The sequence below is a fragment of the Imperialibacter sp. EC-SDR9 genome (genome assembly GCF_902498805.1).
Taxonomy (GTDB): domain Bacteria; phylum Bacteroidota; class Bacteroidia; order Cytophagales; family Cyclobacteriaceae; genus Imperialibacter.
In genome coordinates this window covers 20,575-39,759 of the sequence record NZ_LR701637.1, presented here as the reverse complement: position 1 = coordinate 39,759, position 19,185 = coordinate 20,575, and the positions used below count along the sequence as shown (strand labels likewise).

General features: G+C 48.3%; 12 protein-coding genes. 11 read left to right on the top strand and 1 reads right to left on the bottom strand.

Annotation, left to right across the window (positions count from 1 at the left end; genetic code table 11):
* The first annotated feature begins 235 nt into the window (after positions 1–235).
* From GC130_RS25640 to GC130_RS25595, 11 genes are all read left to right on the top strand, one after another.
* The gene (locus GC130_RS25640; RefSeq protein ID WP_152001228.1) at positions 236–2,194 is read left to right on the top strand and encodes a fibronectin type III domain-containing protein; all 1,959 of its coding nucleotides are present in this window, start codon (positions 236–238) and stop codon (positions 2,192–2,194) included.
* Positions 2,191–9,021 carry a PKD domain-containing protein gene (locus tag GC130_RS25635; protein ID WP_193218019.1) on the top strand — a complete coding sequence of 2,277 codons (6,831 nt, stop codon included), beginning with the start codon at positions 2,191–2,193 and terminating at the stop codon, positions 9,019–9,021. The genes GC130_RS25640 and GC130_RS25635 overlap by 4 nt, the downstream gene beginning before the upstream one ends.
* A gap of 127 nt (positions 9,022–9,148) precedes the next feature.
* Positions 9,149–13,732, top strand: coding sequence for a PKD domain-containing protein (locus GC130_RS25630; protein WP_152001226.1), 4,584 nt, complete (start codon positions 9,149–9,151; stop codon positions 13,730–13,732).
* A gap of 68 nt (positions 13,733–13,800) precedes the next feature.
* On the top strand, positions 13,801–14,187 hold the full coding sequence (locus GC130_RS25625) for a hypothetical protein (RefSeq protein ID WP_152001225.1): 387 nt from the start codon (positions 13,801–13,803) through the stop codon (positions 14,185–14,187).
* A complete protein-coding gene (locus GC130_RS25620) occupies positions 14,177–14,905 on the top strand; it encodes a CPBP family glutamic-type intramembrane protease (protein WP_193218018.1) in 729 nt (242 codons plus the stop codon). The genes GC130_RS25625 and GC130_RS25620 overlap by 11 nt, the downstream gene beginning before the upstream one ends.
* A gap of 100 nt (positions 14,906–15,005) precedes the next feature.
* A complete protein-coding gene (locus tag GC130_RS28755; RefSeq protein WP_193218017.1) occupies positions 15,006–15,158 on the top strand; it encodes a hypothetical protein in 153 nt (50 codons plus the stop codon).
* 92 nt (positions 15,159–15,250) lie between these two features.
* Positions 15,251–15,670: a hypothetical protein gene (locus GC130_RS25615; RefSeq protein WP_152001223.1), complete on the top strand. Its 420-nt coding sequence runs from the start codon at positions 15,251–15,253 to the stop codon at positions 15,668–15,670.
* A 21-nt stretch (positions 15,671–15,691) separates the two neighbouring features.
* Positions 15,692–16,027: a hypothetical protein gene (locus tag GC130_RS25610; RefSeq protein ID WP_152001222.1), complete on the top strand. Its 336-nt coding sequence runs from the start codon at positions 15,692–15,694 to the stop codon at positions 16,025–16,027.
* Between the two features lie 38 nt (positions 16,028–16,065).
* Complete coding sequence (locus GC130_RS29005; RefSeq protein ID WP_226940610.1) at positions 16,066–16,452, top strand: hypothetical protein; 387 nt, start codon at positions 16,066–16,068, stop codon at positions 16,450–16,452.
* Positions 16,453–16,785: 333 nt separating this feature from the next.
* Positions 16,786–16,977 (top strand): hypothetical protein, encoded by a 192-nt coding sequence (locus GC130_RS25600; protein ID WP_152001221.1) that lies wholly within the window; start codon positions 16,786–16,788, stop codon positions 16,975–16,977.
* Positions 16,974–18,203: a carboxypeptidase-like regulatory domain-containing protein gene (locus GC130_RS25595; protein WP_152001220.1), complete on the top strand. Its 1,230-nt coding sequence runs from the start codon at positions 16,974–16,976 to the stop codon at positions 18,201–18,203. Before GC130_RS25600 ends, GC130_RS25595 begins: the two co-directional genes overlap by 4 nt.
* Before the next feature lie 12 nt (positions 18,204–18,215).
* Here the strand turns inward: GC130_RS25595 and GC130_RS25590 are convergent, their stop codons facing one another.
* Positions 18,216–19,121, bottom strand: a complete 906-nt coding sequence (locus GC130_RS25590; protein ID WP_152001219.1) for a putative phage abortive infection protein — start codon at positions 19,119–19,121, stop codon at positions 18,216–18,218.
* Between the last annotated feature and the right edge of the window lie 64 nt (positions 19,122–19,185).

The window sequence follows — 19,185 nt, the reverse complement described above, 5'->3', positions numbered from 1 at the left end:
TTAGGTGGTAATACTTCAGATAAATAAATAAGAAATTTTCATATTAAGCAATTTATATGGGAATATATCACCATGTAGAAAATGTAGTTTAGTGACTTTAGATTAGTTTTAGACCATAATGAATATTGCCTACCCAATGATTTTGATATCTTAAGAATAATATATTTATTAGAAACTACTTATCATAATTCTAATAATGTGCAGGCAAAAAACTATTGCTGTAATTTTTTTCGCTATGATTTTCTTCAACTCTAATGGACAAGATTCATTCGTTTTTGCAAGAAATCATCCTGCAAATTCAGCCAGAAACTTAAGTATCGAAGTAAAATGGTACCAGACGCTTTCGCTTTTTGGGAAGGAATTCAATGTGTACAGGAGGGAAGCCGATTTAGCAGAATGGCAGCCTGTATCGCCAAACCCTGTAAGTAGGCTCAAAACCCTGCCAAGCTCCTTAATTGAGGAGGATGAAGAATTGGACTTTTTTATTGATGCACTCAATCAAGCTTCACCTGAAGAGCTCGAGGATGATTTTTTAAAACTGAACATTTTACTAAAGAGCTTTGAGAGCAACGAGTTTGCCAGGTTCCTGGGCATCTATTTTAAAGACAACGAAGTGCTTCCAGGAAAATTCTACCAGTACAAAATCACCATTTTGAATGGGTCTCAAGAAACGGTTTTGGGACAGTCCAGCTTTATTGAAGCAGGAAGTTATCAACAAACGGGGGGGGTTCAGGACTTGGAAGCCTATCAGGAAGGTAGGGTAATCAATTTCAATTGGACTCAAAATTCTAATCTGTATTATGCATATAATCTTTATGAAACAGATTCAACCGGATCGACAAACAGGCTAAACAATCAACCGCTGATGCTCAGTATGCAACCCGACAGCTCGGGCGTATTGGTTTTTCCGAAACCAATGTTTAAAAGACGTGGAAGCATAGAGGGAGCTAGTTATTCCTACTATATAGAAGGTATTGACTATTTCGGAGAAATGAGTCAGCCATCCAGCGTGGTAAACATTAGAATAGATGACGTGACTCCGCCACCTCCACCTTTAAACCTATCGGGAAGGGCGGATTCCCTGAGAGTGCTACTTAAATGGGAGCAGGAAGACACAGGAGACCTTAAAGGCTATACCATTCATCGAAGTCAAAAAAGCGAGGGCAAATTTGAGCCGGTCACCACCAGCTTGCTTCCCGCAGGAAATAATACTTATAATGAGATCCTTCAGGTTCCCGGGCCATATTACTATCGAGTTGAAGCTGAGGATCACACTGGCAATAAGTCGCTGTCTGAAATGGCTTTTGTTGAAGCTCAGGACGTGTTCCCCCCATCCCAACCACTAGACTTGACTATCAAGTCGGACACCGGCCGGTTCTATTTAACCTGGCTAGAAAATGAGGAACCCGATCTTAAGGGATATCTTCTATACAGAACTGTTGACGAAAACGACCCTGATCATTATGTGTTGCTAAATGCTGAGCCGCTGGACACCAACTACTACGAGCAGCGTCTTCCGAAAAACGTTAAAAACGAATTTTTCTACTTTCTGGTGGCCATTGACACTTCTTACAACAGAAGCAAGCCGTCGGCTATTGCCACAGCGGTCTTACCGGACGTTGTGGCTCCAGAACGGCCTGTGATCAACCAAGTCGGTTACTCTGATGAAGGGATAATCGTTAACTGGATTCGTAATGTGGAAGAAGATTTGGCTGGTTATCATCTGTACAGGTCTGACTCTTTAAACTCGGATGACACCCAAGTCAACCAGGCCCAAATTGCCAAAAGCTCGTTCCGATTTGTCGATCGTACGACCATAGGAAACAAAGACTATTATTATCGTCTAGCTGCTATTGATTCATCAGGAAACATTTCACCACTATCTGAGGCAGCCTATGCATTTCGGCGTGAGGAGTTGCTACTAGAAGCCCAATTAACAGTAAAACTCAAAAGCCAGAAAAGGAAAAAGACCAATCGGTTAGAGTGGTCTGAAATCGACCCAAAGCTCATCAGGGGTTACGTGGTATTTCGGGGCGAAACTGAGAGGTCGATAAAGCCAATAACCGGACTTGTTGCAGCTACCAATTTTATTGACAAGGATCTGAAAAAAGATGCCTACGTATATCAGGTGCGGGCCTATTCCATCCCAGGCAAGGTAATTATTTCTAAGACAGTTGAATGGGGAGCGAAATGAGAATCTTTCGCTACATATCGCCGTCCATCAAATGGCTCCACCTGGGACTACTGTTGATGACGCTTCAGTTTTATCACAGCAGTCGAGGCCAGATTTCTGTGAGCAACCGAAATATTCCAATAGATATACACACAAACGCAATATTTTTCATTCCAGGCAACTATACAGACAACTCGACAGATGGTGATGGCAAGATTATATTGGCCGGGACACTGATTGTAAATGGAAATATTAGCAACAATGGCGTAACAACTTTGATAGCTAAACCGGCCAATCCGGGAACTCAGTATCTAACTGGAACAGGAGATCAGACACTTACAGTCAATTCTGCCGACACAACATACCTTTCAAACTTTGTCCTTTCGAAACCTAGTGGGTCATTTATCCTGCCGTTTAAGAAAAATGTTCTTTTTGGGCAAAAGTTAACATTCAGTTCAGGCAAAATAAGTCTGACAAGCAGTCAGGTCTATCTTAAGTACGGTGGAGCACTTGCAGGCGAATCTCTTGCTTCGAGGTTTACTGGTATCGGCTTCGTTAGTACTAAGGTTCCCGCAATAACAACTGATACTGAAAATCTTAATATCGCCGGAATGGGGCTGATAGTAGACATTGGCTCAGATGGAATGGGCGCATCCGTTGTGACAAGGCATCATATACCGGCAGGTATTAAAAAATTTGAAGTTGCTAATGATACCATTATCCAGAAATACTACGAACTCAAGTTTGGAGTTCAAGCTGGCATTTTTGACAAAATGACATTTAACTTTTTTAATGTCGTTGATGAGATGAACTCACTAGACGTTTATTCGGATGAACTGGCCGTTTATACATCAGAAGACAACGGTGCGTCTTGGCTTATGCTTGACGCAGTAGTGCCATCCTACGCAAGCAGCATTACAAATGATAATGTAGTATTTAAGGCAAATTCCACAAACTACATCGTTGTCGCAGAACCTTGCAACAACGCAAATAAACCCCTGACAGGAATTACAGAATCAGTCAATGGAAGAAGATTTGTTGGAGACCTACTAAAGGCCTGTATGAATGACGCTATTACCTTAGTATATGATGAGGCTGTCGATGCTGCCTATTACAGTTGGAGCGGGCCAAAAGGCCGCTTCGTAGAAAACGGCCCGCTACAAATAATCGGGTTGGACGACGGAGACGGCCTTGGTACGTATACATTACATGTCAGAAACTTCCGGGGGTGTGAACAAACTAGAACATTTCAAATCGATGTGCTTCCTTTACCCGTAGCAGACTTTAGCTATTTACCGGTAAATGCGTTCTCATGCTTCGGGGACGAAATGAATTTTGAGGATGAATCCGACGCTATTGAAACAGATTTGTCAATTGTTGATACCCAGGAATGGTTTTGGGCGTTTGACCCTGCCAACCCAAGCCCGCCTGACGCCATTGGCCCTACTGCAACCTACACTTTTCTAAACGTGGGTAAGCAAAACGTACAACTCTTCGTCACCAATCAATGGGGCTGTAGAAGCACAAATTTGACAAGTGATAGTGTAATTGTGAATACCTTACCGACTCCTGATTTTGATTTTGAGGATTTATCAGCGACGGCAAAAAAAGAAGCGTGCCAACTTGAAGACATAAAATTCTACAACAGAAGCTTTTATGTGGATTTCAATGGGGATACTCTGGATAACCCTCAAGCAAATATGAGCTTCAAATGGGACTTCGGCGATCTTACTGCTAAGATTGACTCATTCTCACCAATTCACAAATATGATAACTATGGAACAATGTCAGTTACACTTTCCGCTCTTGACTCTGTTCATTTTTGTCGCAAAAGCATAACAAAAGAAATTCAAGTTGATCCAAGACCTGTTCCTGCCTTTCGGTTCACAGTCGATGAGAAAATTGTAGACGGCACGGCAAAAGGAGTCTGCGAAGGTGTGGACATTTTCTTTGCAGACAGTACCAAAATTGGAGACAACACGCCACTTTCCTATCAGTGGGATTTTGGCGATACGACTGAAATTAATGAGGATCGCGAACCAATTCACGAGTACTTTTACTCCTCAAATAATTATCGAGTTTCGGTACAAACCACATCTCTTGCACATGGTTGCGTTTTTTCAGACACACTAGATCTCACCATCCACCCTGCCCCCACCGGCGATTTTCATATGGAATTCGACGAGCTGGCCATCAACGATATTTGCACGGATGTGGACGTGGATTTTGTCAATAATTCTGACATTGCGGCAGGCACAATTGAAACTTACAGTTGGAATTTTGGAGATGGCAGCGATCCCGCTTTGGACGCAACACTTTCCCACTCCTTTGCAGACCCCAGGGCGCACACCATCTCACTCACAAGAATTTCTGATAAAAATTGCACCAACATCGTCGACGGGCACCTCAACGTTCATGCTTTTCCTGACGTTGATTTTGTTTTCAACGACGTGTGCGATGGTCTTCCGGTAGAGTTTTTTGATGCCTCCGATGTGCAAACGGACGCCATTTCCTCCTACCTGTGGAACTTCGGAGACAACGGCTCGTCAAATCAACGACATCCGGACCATCAGTATGCTACCTACGGAAGCTACACGGTAAAGCTCACCGCTGCAAATGCTTCGGCACCCAATATCGCCGCTAAAAATGCCTACAGCTGTGAGTCGTCTGTCGAAAAAATAGTAGAAGTCTTCCAAAGACCCTCGTTCAATCTGGGCCCTTCCGCCCTGAGCTGCTCCGGCAGTTTTACTATCGACCCATCGGCAGACGCCACCGCCTATCTTCCGGCAGGCACATCCTTTACTTGGTACAAACACCCTGACTTTGAGCAGGCAATAGCCTTTGGGGATCAATTAGAGGTAACCGAATCCGGTTCATACAAGGCCGTGTTGACCACGGACGATCCCCAGAACTGCGAGGCGTCTTTCTCCATCCCGGTCTATATTGTCGACCCCGGCGACCTGGGGGCCAACCGAACCGTATGTGAAAGCACTGTGCTGGATGCCACACCTGCTACAGCGCCCTTTGCCGGCGTACTGCAGTACGAATGGACTAAAGATGGCAGCCCACTGGCCGAAACGGGTTCCAGCCTGCTGGTCACAGAATCGGGCAACTACAGCGTGACGGTTACCTATTCTCCGAACAGTGGTACCATGACACCTTTCTGCTCCTATTCAGACAACGTGACCATTGCGATCGACGAGGTGCCGATGCTCGACCTGGGAGATGATGTCCTTGTTTGTCAGGGTGAAACCGCCACGTTTGCCTCCAATATTACCGGCGACTCCTACGTATGGGTAAACCTGGCCTCGGGCGACGAATTGGGCTATGACCCTACCCTGGAAGTAACTGAGGCGGGGCAGTACCGCTTAACGGTGGAAGCAGGTACCTGCTCAGTGTCAGATGTTGTTTCCGTTGGCCTGCTGCCAGCACCCGAAGCCGGCTTTTTGGCCAGTGCCCTCCTGGTTTGCGAAGGAGAAGAGGTATCCTTTACAGATATTTCATTTTCCATGACAGCCGGCGATCCTGTTGTTGCCCGTCAGTGGGATTTTGGAAACGGGGAAACCGCTGATACCTCAAATCCTTCCACTACCTACGCTTCATCGGGTAGCTATACAGTTACCCTTGAAGTAGAAACGCAAAACGGATGCAGCGACACTTTCACCAGGGCCATTGTGGTAGATGCTCCTCCCGTGGTGTCTTTTGACGCAGAAAATGCCTGCCAGGGAACTTCAGTCGGCTTTACCAACACCTCAACAACCACCGCTTCTCCTGTTACCTATCTCTGGACTTTTGGCGATGGCACCACCTCCACACAAGAAAGCCCTCTCCACACCTTCGACGAAGCCGGTTTATTTGGTGTCACACTCAAGGTTAGTTCAGGAAAATGCACGGAAGAGTTTTTCAAGCAAATCGAAATCTATTCGGCGCCTGACCTCGACCTGGCTGCCACTTCTGTTACCTGCGGCAACCAGCTTGTTCTTGACGCTGGCAGTCCTGGCGCTACCTACAGGTGGTACGATGTCGTCTCCGGTGGTACACTTGGTGTCGACCAAACCTATACAGTAATGTCGAACATGGCCATAGGCGTTGAAGTGACTACTCCGAATGGCTGCCAGCTAACCGACGAAACAACTGTAACTCTCAACAGCCCTGTTCAAATTGATTTGGGCCCAGACAGGGAAGTTTGCGGCCCCGTCACCCTGGACGCAGGGGCTTTCCCCAATAGCACCTACGCCTGGTCGACCGGTGAAACCACAAGAAAAATTAGTGTAACTACTTCGGGCTTATATAGTGTGTCTTTTGTCGATCAAAATGGCTGCACCGACTCGGATGAGGTATTTATCGCTGTCTCTCCCTTGCCATCTGTCGATCTTGGGGAAAATATCACAGCTTGCTCAGGCAGTACTGTGACCCTCAATGCAAAAAACCCGGGCGCTCAATTCCTCTGGTCGACGGGAGAGACAAGCCAAAGCATTGCCATTGCCGAAACGGGCACTTACACCGTTCGGGTAAGTGTAGGCAACTGCTGGGTAGAAGACGATATCCTTGTGACGTTCCTCGAGTCACCCGAAGTAAACATCACTTTTACTGGTCAGTGTGAGAGTGATGCCATTAGCTTTGAGCCTGTATTATCCAACGACACCGGCACTTTGAACTACCTTTGGTCGTTTGGCGACGGCACGCAATCAGCCAATAGCCAACCTGACAAGGTTTTCAGTGTAGCCAATACCTACCAGGTCACGCTAGTGGCCACTAATGCTGCAGGTTGCAAAACAGAAGTGAGCAAGCTGGTGGCTGTGAAACCTTCTCCGAAGCCGAACTTTGTGTTCAAAAACGTATGTGAGGACGAACAGCTAACATTCACAAACTCCACTTCGTATGCCGGGAACCTCAGCGACGTTTCTTACCTGTGGAACTTTGGCGATGGCAATACTTCTGAAGCTTTTCAGCCGACCCATAGCTACCAAACAAAAGGACGCTATTTCGTTACATTGACTGCTTCCACGGATGCTTCGTGCGAGAGAACCCAAACAAAAGAAATAGTCGTCAACGAAGGGCCATCGCTTAACCTACCTGCTTCCATCGAAACCTGTGAATCCACTTACCTGCTGGATGCCGGTAACCCTGGCAACACCTATAAATGGCAAAACAACTCTTCCAACCGCACTTACTTAGCAACTCAAAGCGGCACCTATACCGTGCGGGTCACCAACACGAATGGCTGTGCAGTGTCGGGCGCTGTAGAGGTTACCCTGCTCGAATCGGAGCTGCCCGACCTGGGCGAAGACCGGGAGGCCTGTGGCGAAGAAGTGCTTGATCCGGGGATCAGTGCCGCCAGCTATTTGTGGTCTACAGGGCAAACGAGTCCCACAATAACCGCCAGCGAGACGGGCACCTACTGGGTGGAAACCATCAGCAACGACCTGTGCATTCACAGAGACACTGTCAACCTGATCGTTTATCCAAAGCCTGTGATATCATTAGGCGACGACATAGTGTTGTGTAAAGGAGAGCCTCTTACACTTGACGCTTCGTCAGACATAGCCAGCACCTACAAATGGAGCAATGGCTCCACCGGCCCACTGCTTGCTGTCACCTCCTCGGGCACTTACGGCGTCACTATCACCAGCCCGAAAGGCTGTACTTTCTTTGAAGAAATCAAAGTCACGGTCAATGAACTTCCCGCACTGGCATTTGATGACGAATATGAAGCGTGTGAAAGTAAGCTACTGGAAGTCACCAATATCAGGAGTGAGTTCTTATGGTCAACAGGCAGCACAGGGAAGAGTATAAAGATTACGGAAAGTGACACCTACTGGCTCAAAATCACCGACCGCAATGGTTGTGTAAATGCGGATACAACAACTGTCACTATCCGGCCCAAGCCTACCGTTGATTTGGGGCCTGACGTTGTGCTTTGCTATGGCGAAACGGTTGAGGTGGATGCGGGAGTGCAGGCAGGTTATAGATGGAATGACTTGTCTGACACCAGGTTTAAAGCTGTCGGTGTCACAGGAACATATTCGGTGACTGTAACCAACGAGTTCGGCTGTGAAAACAGTGACAAAATCAACGTAACCGTCAAACCAACCCTGGGGCTCAATCTGGCGGCCGAGGCACTGATCTGCTCCCCGGAAGAATTCTTCTTAGATGCCGGCGTAGCCGATATGGCCTACTTCTGGACGTCCAACACTGGTTATACATCAACAGACAAAACCATTTACCCCACCGAGCCCGGCACTTATTACCTACAGGTGACAGCAGCCGATGGCTGCGCCGAGACGGACGTGGTGGAAGTAAAAGAAACCACCCAAAAAATAAAGGCCAGCTTCCTGATACCGAGTGAAGTGGCTGTGGATGAAGAGGTGCATTTTGTGCAGCTCACCGACCCCGCCCCACTCACCTTCCAGTGGAATTTCGGCAATGGGTTTACGTCGGTGAGGGCCAACCCTTCTTATACCTATTACAGAGCAGCCGACTATACGGTGAGCTTGACGGTGTCGAACGGGGTGTGCTCCGACACGGAGGAGAAGCTGCTGAGGGTGCTGGAGATCAGGCCATCGGCACCCGCTACCGACAAGGTGAGGCTGCTGGAGCTGTACCGCAGCAACCTCTACCCCAACCCGGCCGAAGACGTGGTAAAAATTGACCTCGAACTGAGCGATGAAGCACCGGTACTGGTACAAGTATTCAACCTGAGCGGGCTCAAAATAGCAGAGTACGAATTCGTCGGAATAGAGGAGCTCATTGAGTTCAATATGCACGGAATGGTGCCTGGCACCTACATCATGGCCATACAGGCTGGAAGGATTTCGAAAACAATCAGGTTTGTAAAGACCTATTGATGTAAAAAACGACCTATGGACTAAATAATAGAAAACTGGAAAGCTTGCCGCTTAACCCCTCTCCCACGGGCCGGACGGAGTCAGAGGGGGGTAGGGTTTCGCCAGCTAGCTGAGGAAAAGAACGACCATGTACATCGACCTAACCAAATTAAAACTACTGGCACCCACGGTTGCTCTGCTACTGTGTTGGCAGGCGGCAGAGGCAGTACCCACGGCCACCTTCACTGCTGACCCAGTCTGCAAAGGGCAGCAAACCGTTTTCGTGAACGGTTCCACCACGCTGTCGGGCAGCATCACCTTCTACTCCTGGGACTTCGGCGATGGGCAAAGCTCCACCGTGCCCAGCCCCCGGCACACGTATGCGTCGGCCGGTGACTTTGTGGTACGGCTGCTGGTGATCGACAGCAATGGCGATCAGGACAACTTCTCCACCACCGTCACGGTTTACCCCACTGCCACGGTCAATTTTACGGCCACTGCCGCCGACCGCTGTGTGTCCACCACGCAGTCGTTTACTGACCTCACCTCTATAGTAGGTGGCTCCACCATCACCGATTTCGAGTGGGACTTCGGCGATGGCACCATCATCAACTCCGCTACGTCCATCAACCCCACGCACGACTATGCCGCAGCAGGCACCTACACGGTTACCCTCACTGCTAACACCAACAATGCCTGCGAAAGCAGCCTGAGCAAGCCAATCACGATTCACCCCGACCCGGTAGCAAACTTCACTTTTCCCGGGGATGTATGCCTCGGTGAAAGCATCATTTTCACCAACAACTCATCGATTGCTTCTGGAAATATCACATACACCTGGGATTTTGATGATGGTTCACCTACGTCAAGCCAAATTAACCCTACGCACACTTACACTTCAGCAGGGCTTTTTGATGTGAGCCTGCTGGTGACCTCAGTCGCTGGTGGCTGCACGGATTTGATCACCCAGCAGGTCGAGGTCTTTGACCAACCTGTGGGCAGCTTCACCTTTAGCGATCATTGCTTTGAGCAAACCGCCGCCTTCACCAATACAAGTACGGATGCTGTGAGCTACCTCTGGTCGTTTGGGGATGGTAGTCAGTCGACAGATACAAGCCCGATGCATGATTACGCCAGCCCGGGCACGTTCGAAGTAACACTGGAAGCCACCTCCGCCAATAACTGCGTGGATGTAATCACTCAAATCATCAACGTAAGGCCTAATCCGATCGCAAATTTTACGGTCGAAGATACCTGCCTGGGCACCGCCACGGCCTTCACCAATCTTTCCACTATCACCAGCGGGCCTGTTACCTACTCCTGGGACTTTGGTGAAGGAAGCCCACTTTCGACCGACACCAACCCAACTTACACCTACACAACAGCCGGTGTTTACACCGTGGAACTGACTGTTACTTCCAGCTTTACCTGCGAGGCGACCTACAGCACGACGGTAGAAATATTTGAAACCTCAATAGGAGGCACACTGGCCGGTGGCACGACCCGCTGCGAAGACGATGACGCCGTTTACACATTGACCTTGTCGGGCCAAACAGGCGAAGTAGTTCGGTGGGAAAGGTCGCTCACGGGCGTGGATCAATGGATCACCATCGACAATACTACAACCTCGCTGGACTACAGCGACCTGGCCCAAACCACTTACTTCAGAGCGCTTGTGCAAAACGGTGTCTGTGCTGGTGTCTACTCTTCCATGGCTACTGTCCAAATTGACGAGCTAAGCGTGGGCGGTACCCTGGGTAGCGGCACCATCGTTTGCAGCGGCACTAACGCCACCACCCTGGAGCTATCAGGCTACACCGGCGGGGTAGTGGAATGGCAGTCGGCCGCCAGCTCAACCGGGCCCTGGACGCCCATTGCCTCCACTGCCACCTCCATGCCTTTCAACAATTTAACAGCCACTACTTACTACCGGGTGATCGTACAAAACGGCGTTTGCAGCAGCAGCCCTTCAAGTGTGGCTGAGATAGAAGTGTCGCCGCCGACGGTTGCTGGCCTGGTCAACGGATCGGCGGTTGTTTGCTATGGCACCAACTCAGGCCAGTTAAGCCTGTCCGGCAACACGGGAGGAGTGGTTCGGTGGGAGTCGTCACCCACTGGTGAAGAGCCCTGGGCACCTATTGTCAACACCACTACTACGCTTGATTATGAGAATTTGCTGGCCACTGCTTTCTACCGGGCCATCGTTAAAAGTGGCGTGTGCGACGAAGAAATTACCAACAAGGTAAAAGTGCAGGTGGATCCAGCAACGGTGGAAGGGGAGTTAAGCGGCCCCTCGCTGGTGTGTGGGGAGGCAAATGAAGGCACGATACTTTTGAAAGGAGAAACAGGAGCCGTGCTCAGGTGGCAGGAGTCGCCGGATGGCACAACCTGGACGAGCATTAGCAACACCACTACCAGCCAGAGTTTTACGGACTTAACGGCAACCACATTCTATAGAGCCGAAGTGCAAAGCGGCACTTGTGCGGCCATTTTCACCGAGTCCTTTGAAGTAGAAGTAAGCGCTTTGCCCAACGTCGCTTTCAGCGTGCAGGAGGTCTGTGAGGGGCTGGCCTCGCAGTTTGTTAATACATCCGCCGTGTCCAGCGGAACGGTGGCTTCACAGGTGTGGGATTTCGGCGACGCCTCGTCTTCCGTGTCGACCTCGCCCAAGCACAGCTATGATAGCTACGGTACCTACCCGGTGAAGCTGATTGTGACGAGCAAGGCAGGTTGCGTCGACTCCCTGAGCCTGGCCGCCGTGGTCAACGCTGTTCCTGAGGTGAAGTTTACGCAAGACGATGTTTGTTTTGGAGCCCCCATGGACTTCTCCAATTTGTCGACCCTGGCTCTTGGTTCAATAGATGAAATTGCCTGGAACTTCGGAGATGGCGCCACTTCCAGCGAGCAGGATCCGAGTTATACTTTTGAAGAGCCAGGCTCTTTTCAGGCCAGCCTGACCATTATCAGCGATAAAAGTTGCGAAGCCAGCTTCAGCAAGCAAGTGGTGGTGTTTCCTCAGCCTGTTGCTTCCTTTGAAGTAGGCAATGTTTGCTTTGGTGAGACTGCAACTTTTAAAAATAATAGCTCAATATCGTCAGGCACGCTTACCTATGTATGGGATTTCGGCGACGGAACTGAATCAACTTCCATCAACCCTTCGCACAAATATGAACAGCCCGGGCACTACGCCATCAGCCTGACCGCCACCAGTAGCTTTAGCTGCATATCAGAATTCTCTGTTGAAATAGATGTATATGAGCAGCCGGTGGCGAGTTTCTCAACGGAAGACATCTGCCTTGATGCCGCAGCAGTATTCACCAACACCTCCACCGGTTCAGATGTCAGCTATCGCTGGGAGTTTGGCGACGGCATTGTTTCGGAGGAAGTGAACCCCTCTCACAACTATGTCAGTGCTGGAATCTATACAGTGACGCTGTCCGTTACGGCCGAAAGTGGCTGCTCAGACCAGTTTTCTTCGAAAATAACTGTTTCGCCTCTTCCCCTTATCAGCTTTGTGATGGAGGATGTGTGCATCGACGAGGCGGTAGCGTTTTCAAATCTCAGCAGTATCATTTCCGGCGAAGTGGTTTACACCTGGTCTTTTGGTGATGGAAAAACGTCGAATGAGGTAAATCCTGTTCACTCCTACGAAGAAGCAGGTGTGTATACGGTAAGGCTGGAAGGAGCCTCTGACATCGGATGCACAACTGTTCTTGAGAAAACGGTGGAGGTATTCCCGTTGCCAAAGCCTGATTTTGTTGCGGAACCGGTATGCGACGGTTCACCCACGGCTTTTGACAACAAAACCACGCTTTCTTCAGGCTCAATAGCGAGCTACCTCTGGAATTTTGGTGATCAAACCAACTCCATTGTTGTGAGCCCAAGCAAGCAGTACCTCAATCCTGGTAGCTACCAGGCCTCTTTGCTGGCAGAGTCGGACGCAGGTTGCAAAGCCATGGTGGTCAAAGAGGTGGTGGTGCATGACTTCCCGGTGGCCAATTTTACCGTCGATAATGTGTGCGACGGCTTTATGATCGAGCCCGCCAACCGCTCGGAAATAGCGAGCGGTGATCTCACCTTCGAATGGGATTTTGGGGATGGGCAAACTTCAGCCTCTTCCAATCCCACCCACTTGTACGAGGAGGCGGGGGCCTACACCATTACGTTGACTGCCAACTCAGGCAACAACTGTAAAGATGTTTTTCAGCGGCAGGTCACCATTTATGCCCTCCCAGAACCCGATGCCGGTGCTGATACCACAGTGAGCAAAGGCTACTCAGCTCTGCTGGCAGGCAGTGGAGGAGTGAGCTACGTGTGGAGTCCTATCGATGGCCTGGTTAATTCCAACGTGCCCATCACCTGGGCGACACCTCTGCAAACCACCGACTACGAGCTGCTGGTCACCGACCAATTTGGCTGCCAGAACAGAGATACCGTGACAGTGACTGTGAACGACGATTACCGCATAGTAGCCAGCAACGTATTCACCCCCGACGGCAATGGCCAGAACGACACCTGGGTGATCAGAAATGTGGAGACGTTCGGCGACGTGAATGTTCGTGTATTCGACCGCTTTGGTACCATGGTCTTCCAGGAAACTGCTTACCAAAACGACTGGCAAGGCACGAGAGGCAACGATATTCTGCCCGACGGCACTTACTACTACGTTATCACCTTCTCAACGTCGGAGCGGAAGTACAATGGAGCGCTGACTATTATGAGGAATAGGTAGGGGGATATGGTGGTTTGTGGGATATAAACCAGGGCGGTAGATGGTGAAAACGGAAAACTTGAAAAGAGATGAAAAGTAAAAAGCCTATTGTCGGCTTTATCTGCCTGATCACCCTCGGACTCGGGGTACTTATTACTGCTCTAAGAAGAAAGCATATTGAGGTGACATTCAACGACGCCATTGGAATCCTGGATTATGGCCCAAGCTTACTAAGACCAATTACAGTAGTAACCATGGTATGGCTGTTTAGAACCGGAAAAGACTCGCAGAAACAAAAAAAGGATGTTTATGGGGTGGGGATCATGCTTGTGGTATTTGAGCTACTCAGTGTATTCTTTTCTTATTTTGGTGTGTTCGATACCCGTGACCTTATAGCCACGGTGTTGGGTTCGGTAGCAACTTATGGTTTGTACAAGTGGATATTTGAAAGCGACAAACAAATCAATGGTGTTTAAACAAGTGTTGTCCCTTTCGCTGACAGGCGCCCTGCCTCACAATGAAAGCAAAAAACTCTACACCTTTTTGAAGCTTTTGTGGCTCAGCCTGCTCGTCAATGCCGTCTTTACTATCGTCGATCTTATCCTGGCCAAAAACGGCCTGATGGAGCCAAGACGTCATCCGGGGAATGCTTTCATTGAGGAGGAAACCATCCTCTGGAGGCTTTTTGTTCTTTTTGTCTTTAGAGCGATTACTAATCCTTTGTTCGAGGAGTTGTCGTTTCGGTTGGCACTGAGTCAAAAAAAGAGAGATGTCATGTGGGGACTGAGTTTTCTTACGGCTCTTTTACTTACGTTTTTTACAGACATTGAATCGTTGGCCAGGCCCTATTTTTGGTTTATGACTCATCCGGTGGTTTTTGTACTACTGGGTGGGTTGACATTCCTCCTGCTTCGCCCACTAGCCCGCAAAGTGAGTGAGATTCATGAATTCTCCGGCTCTGAAACATCTCTAAAATGGCTGTTGCTGGGCAGTGCGGTACTGTTCAGTTTTATTCATGTTTTCGTCTCCCCGACAACCGAGTATTGGTTCCTGTATCCCATCATTTACGGTCGTTTCTTTGTGGCGGCCTACATTTTTGCCTTCGCCAGGCTGAGCCTTGGCTTCTGGTATGCGGTGGCTTGCCATGGGGCTTACAATGGATTACTGTTCTTGATGACAATTCTCAGGAATTAAGCAAATGGAGACTCGAGTGTAAAGACACACTTTTCAACATGGGTAAGACGCCAAAAAGGGGTATGAGTCCAGTGTCTCAATAAAGCGCTATTTTAGAAAGATGAACAGGGTCGCTTTCATACTACTTTTGGTACTACTGGCATACGGACTGGATTCCATCAGGTTGGAATCACCATGGCACTTACTATTACGTGATCACCTTCTCGACTTCGGAAAGGAAGTACAACGGGGCGCTGACTATTATGAGGAATAGGTAGGGGAGATGCTGGTTCGTGAGATACGAATCAGGACGGTAGATTTTCCGCTAGTTCATTAGATTTGACTGTAAGACAACTTTTATATTCTATGGAAGCCCCATCAAACCGTTTATTGCTGTGGTTTATTCTTATTCTTTCATTTGCTTTAGGCTTTGTCATATCCCTGGTGAGATATGGCTATCTTACAAGTACAGTTTTATTGGATAGTGCACTTATAGGCTTTGCTCCGGCGTTTCTTAGAACCATCTTTTTGACAACTATGATGTGGTTGGTTATGTTGAAAAGAGGCAAGAGCGGCCTTTTCCTGGAAATTATCAGAGTTGCATTCATTTTACTGGTATTTGAGTTTAGTAGTTATTTCTTTCCAGTCATGGGGGTTTTTGACATCCTTGATGCTTTTGCGACCCTGGCTGGTTCCGCAACAATGTACTTCATTTTATTAGGGCTTTTCAAACAATATCGTTATGGGCATAAAGTGTTGGTCTTTATTCCTCCATTTTTAATTTGAAAACCTGCGACAACAAAAATCATGACCAGATCAAACCTATACGTCGGAATAGCGCTTTCAGGGTTGTGTTTTGTTTTTATGCTTATCCTTTTTCAAATCAGGGGTATCAACCTCAGTTCGTTCACTGTATCTCTCACTTTTTTGGGGTGCGTGTATTATGGCTTTTGCATCGTTATCGGCTGGATCATGCTGAACCGTTTTTCGTCGGGGGCCTTTGACCGAATTCCAGTCATTGGGTTCTTGCTATATGTGCTCATCAAGTTTTATGCGTCAGTGTTTGTTGGATTTTTTTACACTCCCTTTTGGCTTTTCAAAAACGTTAAAAATCACTTTCTCAAAGTCGGAAAGGAAGTGTAATGAGACGCTGACGATTATGAGGAATAGATAGAGTTGAAATGCCTGGTCGTGAAGATCCGTCAGTGGGCGAACCGGCTACGACCCAGGGCGGTAAAAGTTCATCACCTCCATGTGTCAGAGCAAATTGTTGGCAATTGCGGAAAAAGAAGGCTAAAAATCGTTTATTTGTGGTAAAGAGATATGATATGGACTTAAAGGCAGCAAAATTAGAAGTGATGCAAAAGATCATGAATGTTTCGACAGAAGCTTTGTTGGAAAAGATCGACAAGTTGCTGGAAGAAGAAATGATTGTAGGATATACAGCAAAAGGTGAGCCCCTGACCAAAAAAGACTACAATCTTAGATTAGAGAAGGCAGAGCAGCAAATAGCCTCAGGAGATTATTTAACTCAGGAAGATTTAGAAAAAGAAGTTGAGAACTGGTAATGCCCAGGCCCAAAATAATTTGGTCGACGCAATCCAAAGAATCCCTTAAAGAGATTTACGACTACTACAAGGTCAAGTCGCTGCGAGGAGCTAAGAATGTGCGATCCGATCTGATGAACGCACCCAGGAAAATCATTTTCGCTAAACAGTACAGGTAGACGAAATTAATCCAAAGTACCGCAGGATCGTCGTAAGGGATTACAAGCTACTCTACAAGGAATCTGGCAACACCATTGTGGTGATGGACATTGTCGGCACAAGGCAATCGCCAGAAGTACTGAAAGAAAAATAGCCCCCACCTCGTTTGAACGGGAGCGGAAGAGTCCAGCTCTCGTGGCGAATTTCTTCGGCACCTACTATTGTGTGATCACTTTCTCCTGGTCGGAGCGGAAGTACGTTGGGGAATCGAAGGTCATGAAAAACAGGAAAGGAGCCAGGTGTGAAGACACTCCTGGCAACTCGAGCGAGGTGTATAAAAAGGGATTACGAGAGAAAGTCTCAAAAAAGCTCTATTTTAAAGCATGATCAGGATCGCTATTCTTTTTCCTTTTTTGGTATTGACTCTAAACCTCCGGGCGCAAAAAATAAACTCGCCGAAAGAACGGGTAGAGCAGCTATATCACGGCCTGGCAGAAGGTGGCCTTTCGGACAAGCAGGTACACTGGACGTTTGGCTTTGCCGATGCCGATAGCGCTCATCTGGAGTTCATCGCTTCGGCTTTGCTGCCTCATTTCAAACAGCCCATCAAAAGAGTAATGGTGGCGGGCGGCACGCTCCATCCCAACGAGACAGGCTTCGTAATCGATATTGTGGACTATGGCTATTATGAAAAGAACGAGCTGATCCGCCTGGTGGCTACACTTACCAAAGCGCTGAAGAAAGGCTCCACCAGGCAAGCATTTCTGGGATTTGAAGTGATTGACCCTGGAAAGGCTCACGCCGATTTTGAGTTAATTAATGACCAGCCGGATTGGCTCGATATAGCTGGTGTGATCATTGACGCCAAAACCAATGAACCCATTCCTGACGCCACTGTATCGTTTCCTGTCACCAATGAGCAATTGACCTCCGACGCCAACGGGCAATTTACTACACGGATTAATCGCACCACGACAGACTCAGTGGTGGTGTCCGCACTTGGCTACCGGAGCACGGGCCTATCCGTCGCCAACTGGAACGGAGTCGAGAGGATAGCGCTGAAGGAACGCTATACACGGCTCAACGATGTGCTTGTGGAAGAGCGTTCGTTGGAAAAAAAAGTGGTGCTGGGGCAAAAACATCCGGGTTGGTTTGGCCCAGCCGCCTTTATTGGAGGCAAATTCGGCGAGGCTGCTAAACAGATGGAAGTGAAGGGGGGTACGCTGTTCATAAATAAAATAGCATTTCATTTAGTTAATTATTCTGGTCGCCCTTTTGAGTTTCTGCTGGACGTCTATGATATGGGAGCGGATGGAGGGCCGGGATCTAGCCTGCTTTCCAGCAAAGTGTCCGTGCTGGGCTCGGAAAAAGAGGGTTGGGTAGAAGTCAATATGAGCAGCTATAATATCGTGGTGAACCGCACCTTCTTTGTAGCCCTACAGTGGACGGCCGAAGCATCTGATCTAAACACGCTTGAGACCGAAAAGCCAGTTCAGATCAGCTTAAAGGGGGACTACGCCTACTACCGCAAAAACCAGGAAGCCGAATGGGAAAAGAGCGACTTCTTCGCCTGGGTGATGAAGGCAGAGTGTACGGCTTTAGACAAGAAATAGCCTCTGTTCATTCTATTCGGTTTTGAAAAACAGCTTCTTCCTTTTCTTTGGTTCTTCGTCCTTCCCGGAGTCGTCCGTCCTCTTCTCCGGCGTTGCCTCATACGCAGTTCCCTTCAGCTCTTCCAAATGGAGCTTGTCAATGGCATGTACCGCCCTGATGTTGAGGCGCTGGAACAGGCCGTAATTTTCCACCACCGTTTTGAATCTCTCATTCTTGTCGTACAGCAGCAGGTAGTAAAACTGCATGAGCACTTCCTGCTCGGTGAGGTGGGGCTTGATGATGTTGACATAGAAAACAGGGTCGCTGCTTTTTTCATCTACCAAAAATAGCAGGGCCTTGTAGCTTTCCATATAGTGCGAGAGCGTGTTTCGGTAGCTGTCGTACACCAGGCGAAAGCTGGTTTCAAAAGACTGGGAATCCAGGTTTTGTGAGCTGCCTGTTGTTTTTCTTTTTCGCTTGGTGGTGGCCAGGGCCTTTTTTAAATCGACATACATTTTATCGAAGCCATTGCCTCCGTCCTGGGTTTCGATGCGCTTGGCGGCATTGAGGTGAAACTCGAGGAGCTGGAAAAACGTGTTTTCAAACTGCTGTGTTTGCAGTGTTTTCGACTGCTTGTCCATGATCTTGCGTGACTCCAGCAGCTCTTCCCGCTGTAGTTCAAGCTCCCGGCGCTGGTAAATCAGGGCCAGGTAGAAAAAGATGACGCCTGCCAGGGACCACATGGAGCCTACAGTGCCTCCTACGAATTCACCCAGCATGCTCAGCGTGGTGATATCACCTTCCACCACCATGTCAAGGTTTTTGACGTTGTTGAACACATAGTAAATGATGCCAAAACCCGCCAAAACGGCCAGGGCAGCACTGGCACCCAGAAAAGTGACGAAAAATGAACGCTTGGTAGGATTAGGTTTACTCATATAGCCGGATAGGTTTCAGTTGTCTAAGATAAGGAATAGCAGCGATGGAATGAGTTAATTTTTG

Excerpts from the sequence above, each read along its gene's own strand:
- GC130_RS25630 (WP_152001226.1), top strand. The coding sequence starts at position 9,149 with ATGTACATCGACCTAACCAAATTAAAACTACTGGCACCCACGGTTGCT.
- GC130_RS25615 (WP_152001223.1), top strand. The coding sequence starts at position 15,251 with ATGGAAGCCCCATCAAACCGTTTATTGCTGTGGTTTATTCTTATTCTT.
- GC130_RS25635 (WP_193218019.1), top strand. The coding sequence starts at position 2,191 with ATGAGAATCTTTCGCTACATATCGCCGTCCATCAAATGGCTCCACCTG.
- GC130_RS28755 (WP_193218017.1), top strand. The coding sequence starts at position 15,006 with ATGAACAGGGTCGCTTTCATACTACTTTTGGTACTACTGGCATACGGA.
- GC130_RS25625 (WP_152001225.1), top strand. The coding sequence starts at position 13,801 with ATGAAAAGTAAAAAGCCTATTGTCGGCTTTATCTGCCTGATCACCCTC.
- GC130_RS25620 (WP_193218018.1), top strand. The coding sequence starts at position 14,177 with ATGGTGTTTAAACAAGTGTTGTCCCTTTCGCTGACAGGCGCCCTGCCT.
- GC130_RS25640 (WP_152001228.1), top strand. The coding sequence starts at position 236 with ATGATTTTCTTCAACTCTAATGGACAAGATTCATTCGTTTTTGCAAGA.
- GC130_RS29005 (WP_226940610.1), top strand. The coding sequence starts at position 16,066 with ATGCCTGGTCGTGAAGATCCGTCAGTGGGCGAACCGGCTACGACCCAG.
- GC130_RS25590 (WP_152001219.1), bottom strand. The coding sequence starts at position 19,121 with ATGAGTAAACCTAATCCTACCAAGCGTTCATTTTTCGTCACTTTTCTG.
- GC130_RS25610 (WP_152001222.1), top strand. The coding sequence starts at position 15,692 with ATGACCAGATCAAACCTATACGTCGGAATAGCGCTTTCAGGGTTGTGT.
- GC130_RS25595 (WP_152001220.1), top strand. The coding sequence starts at position 16,974 with ATGATCAGGATCGCTATTCTTTTTCCTTTTTTGGTATTGACTCTAAAC.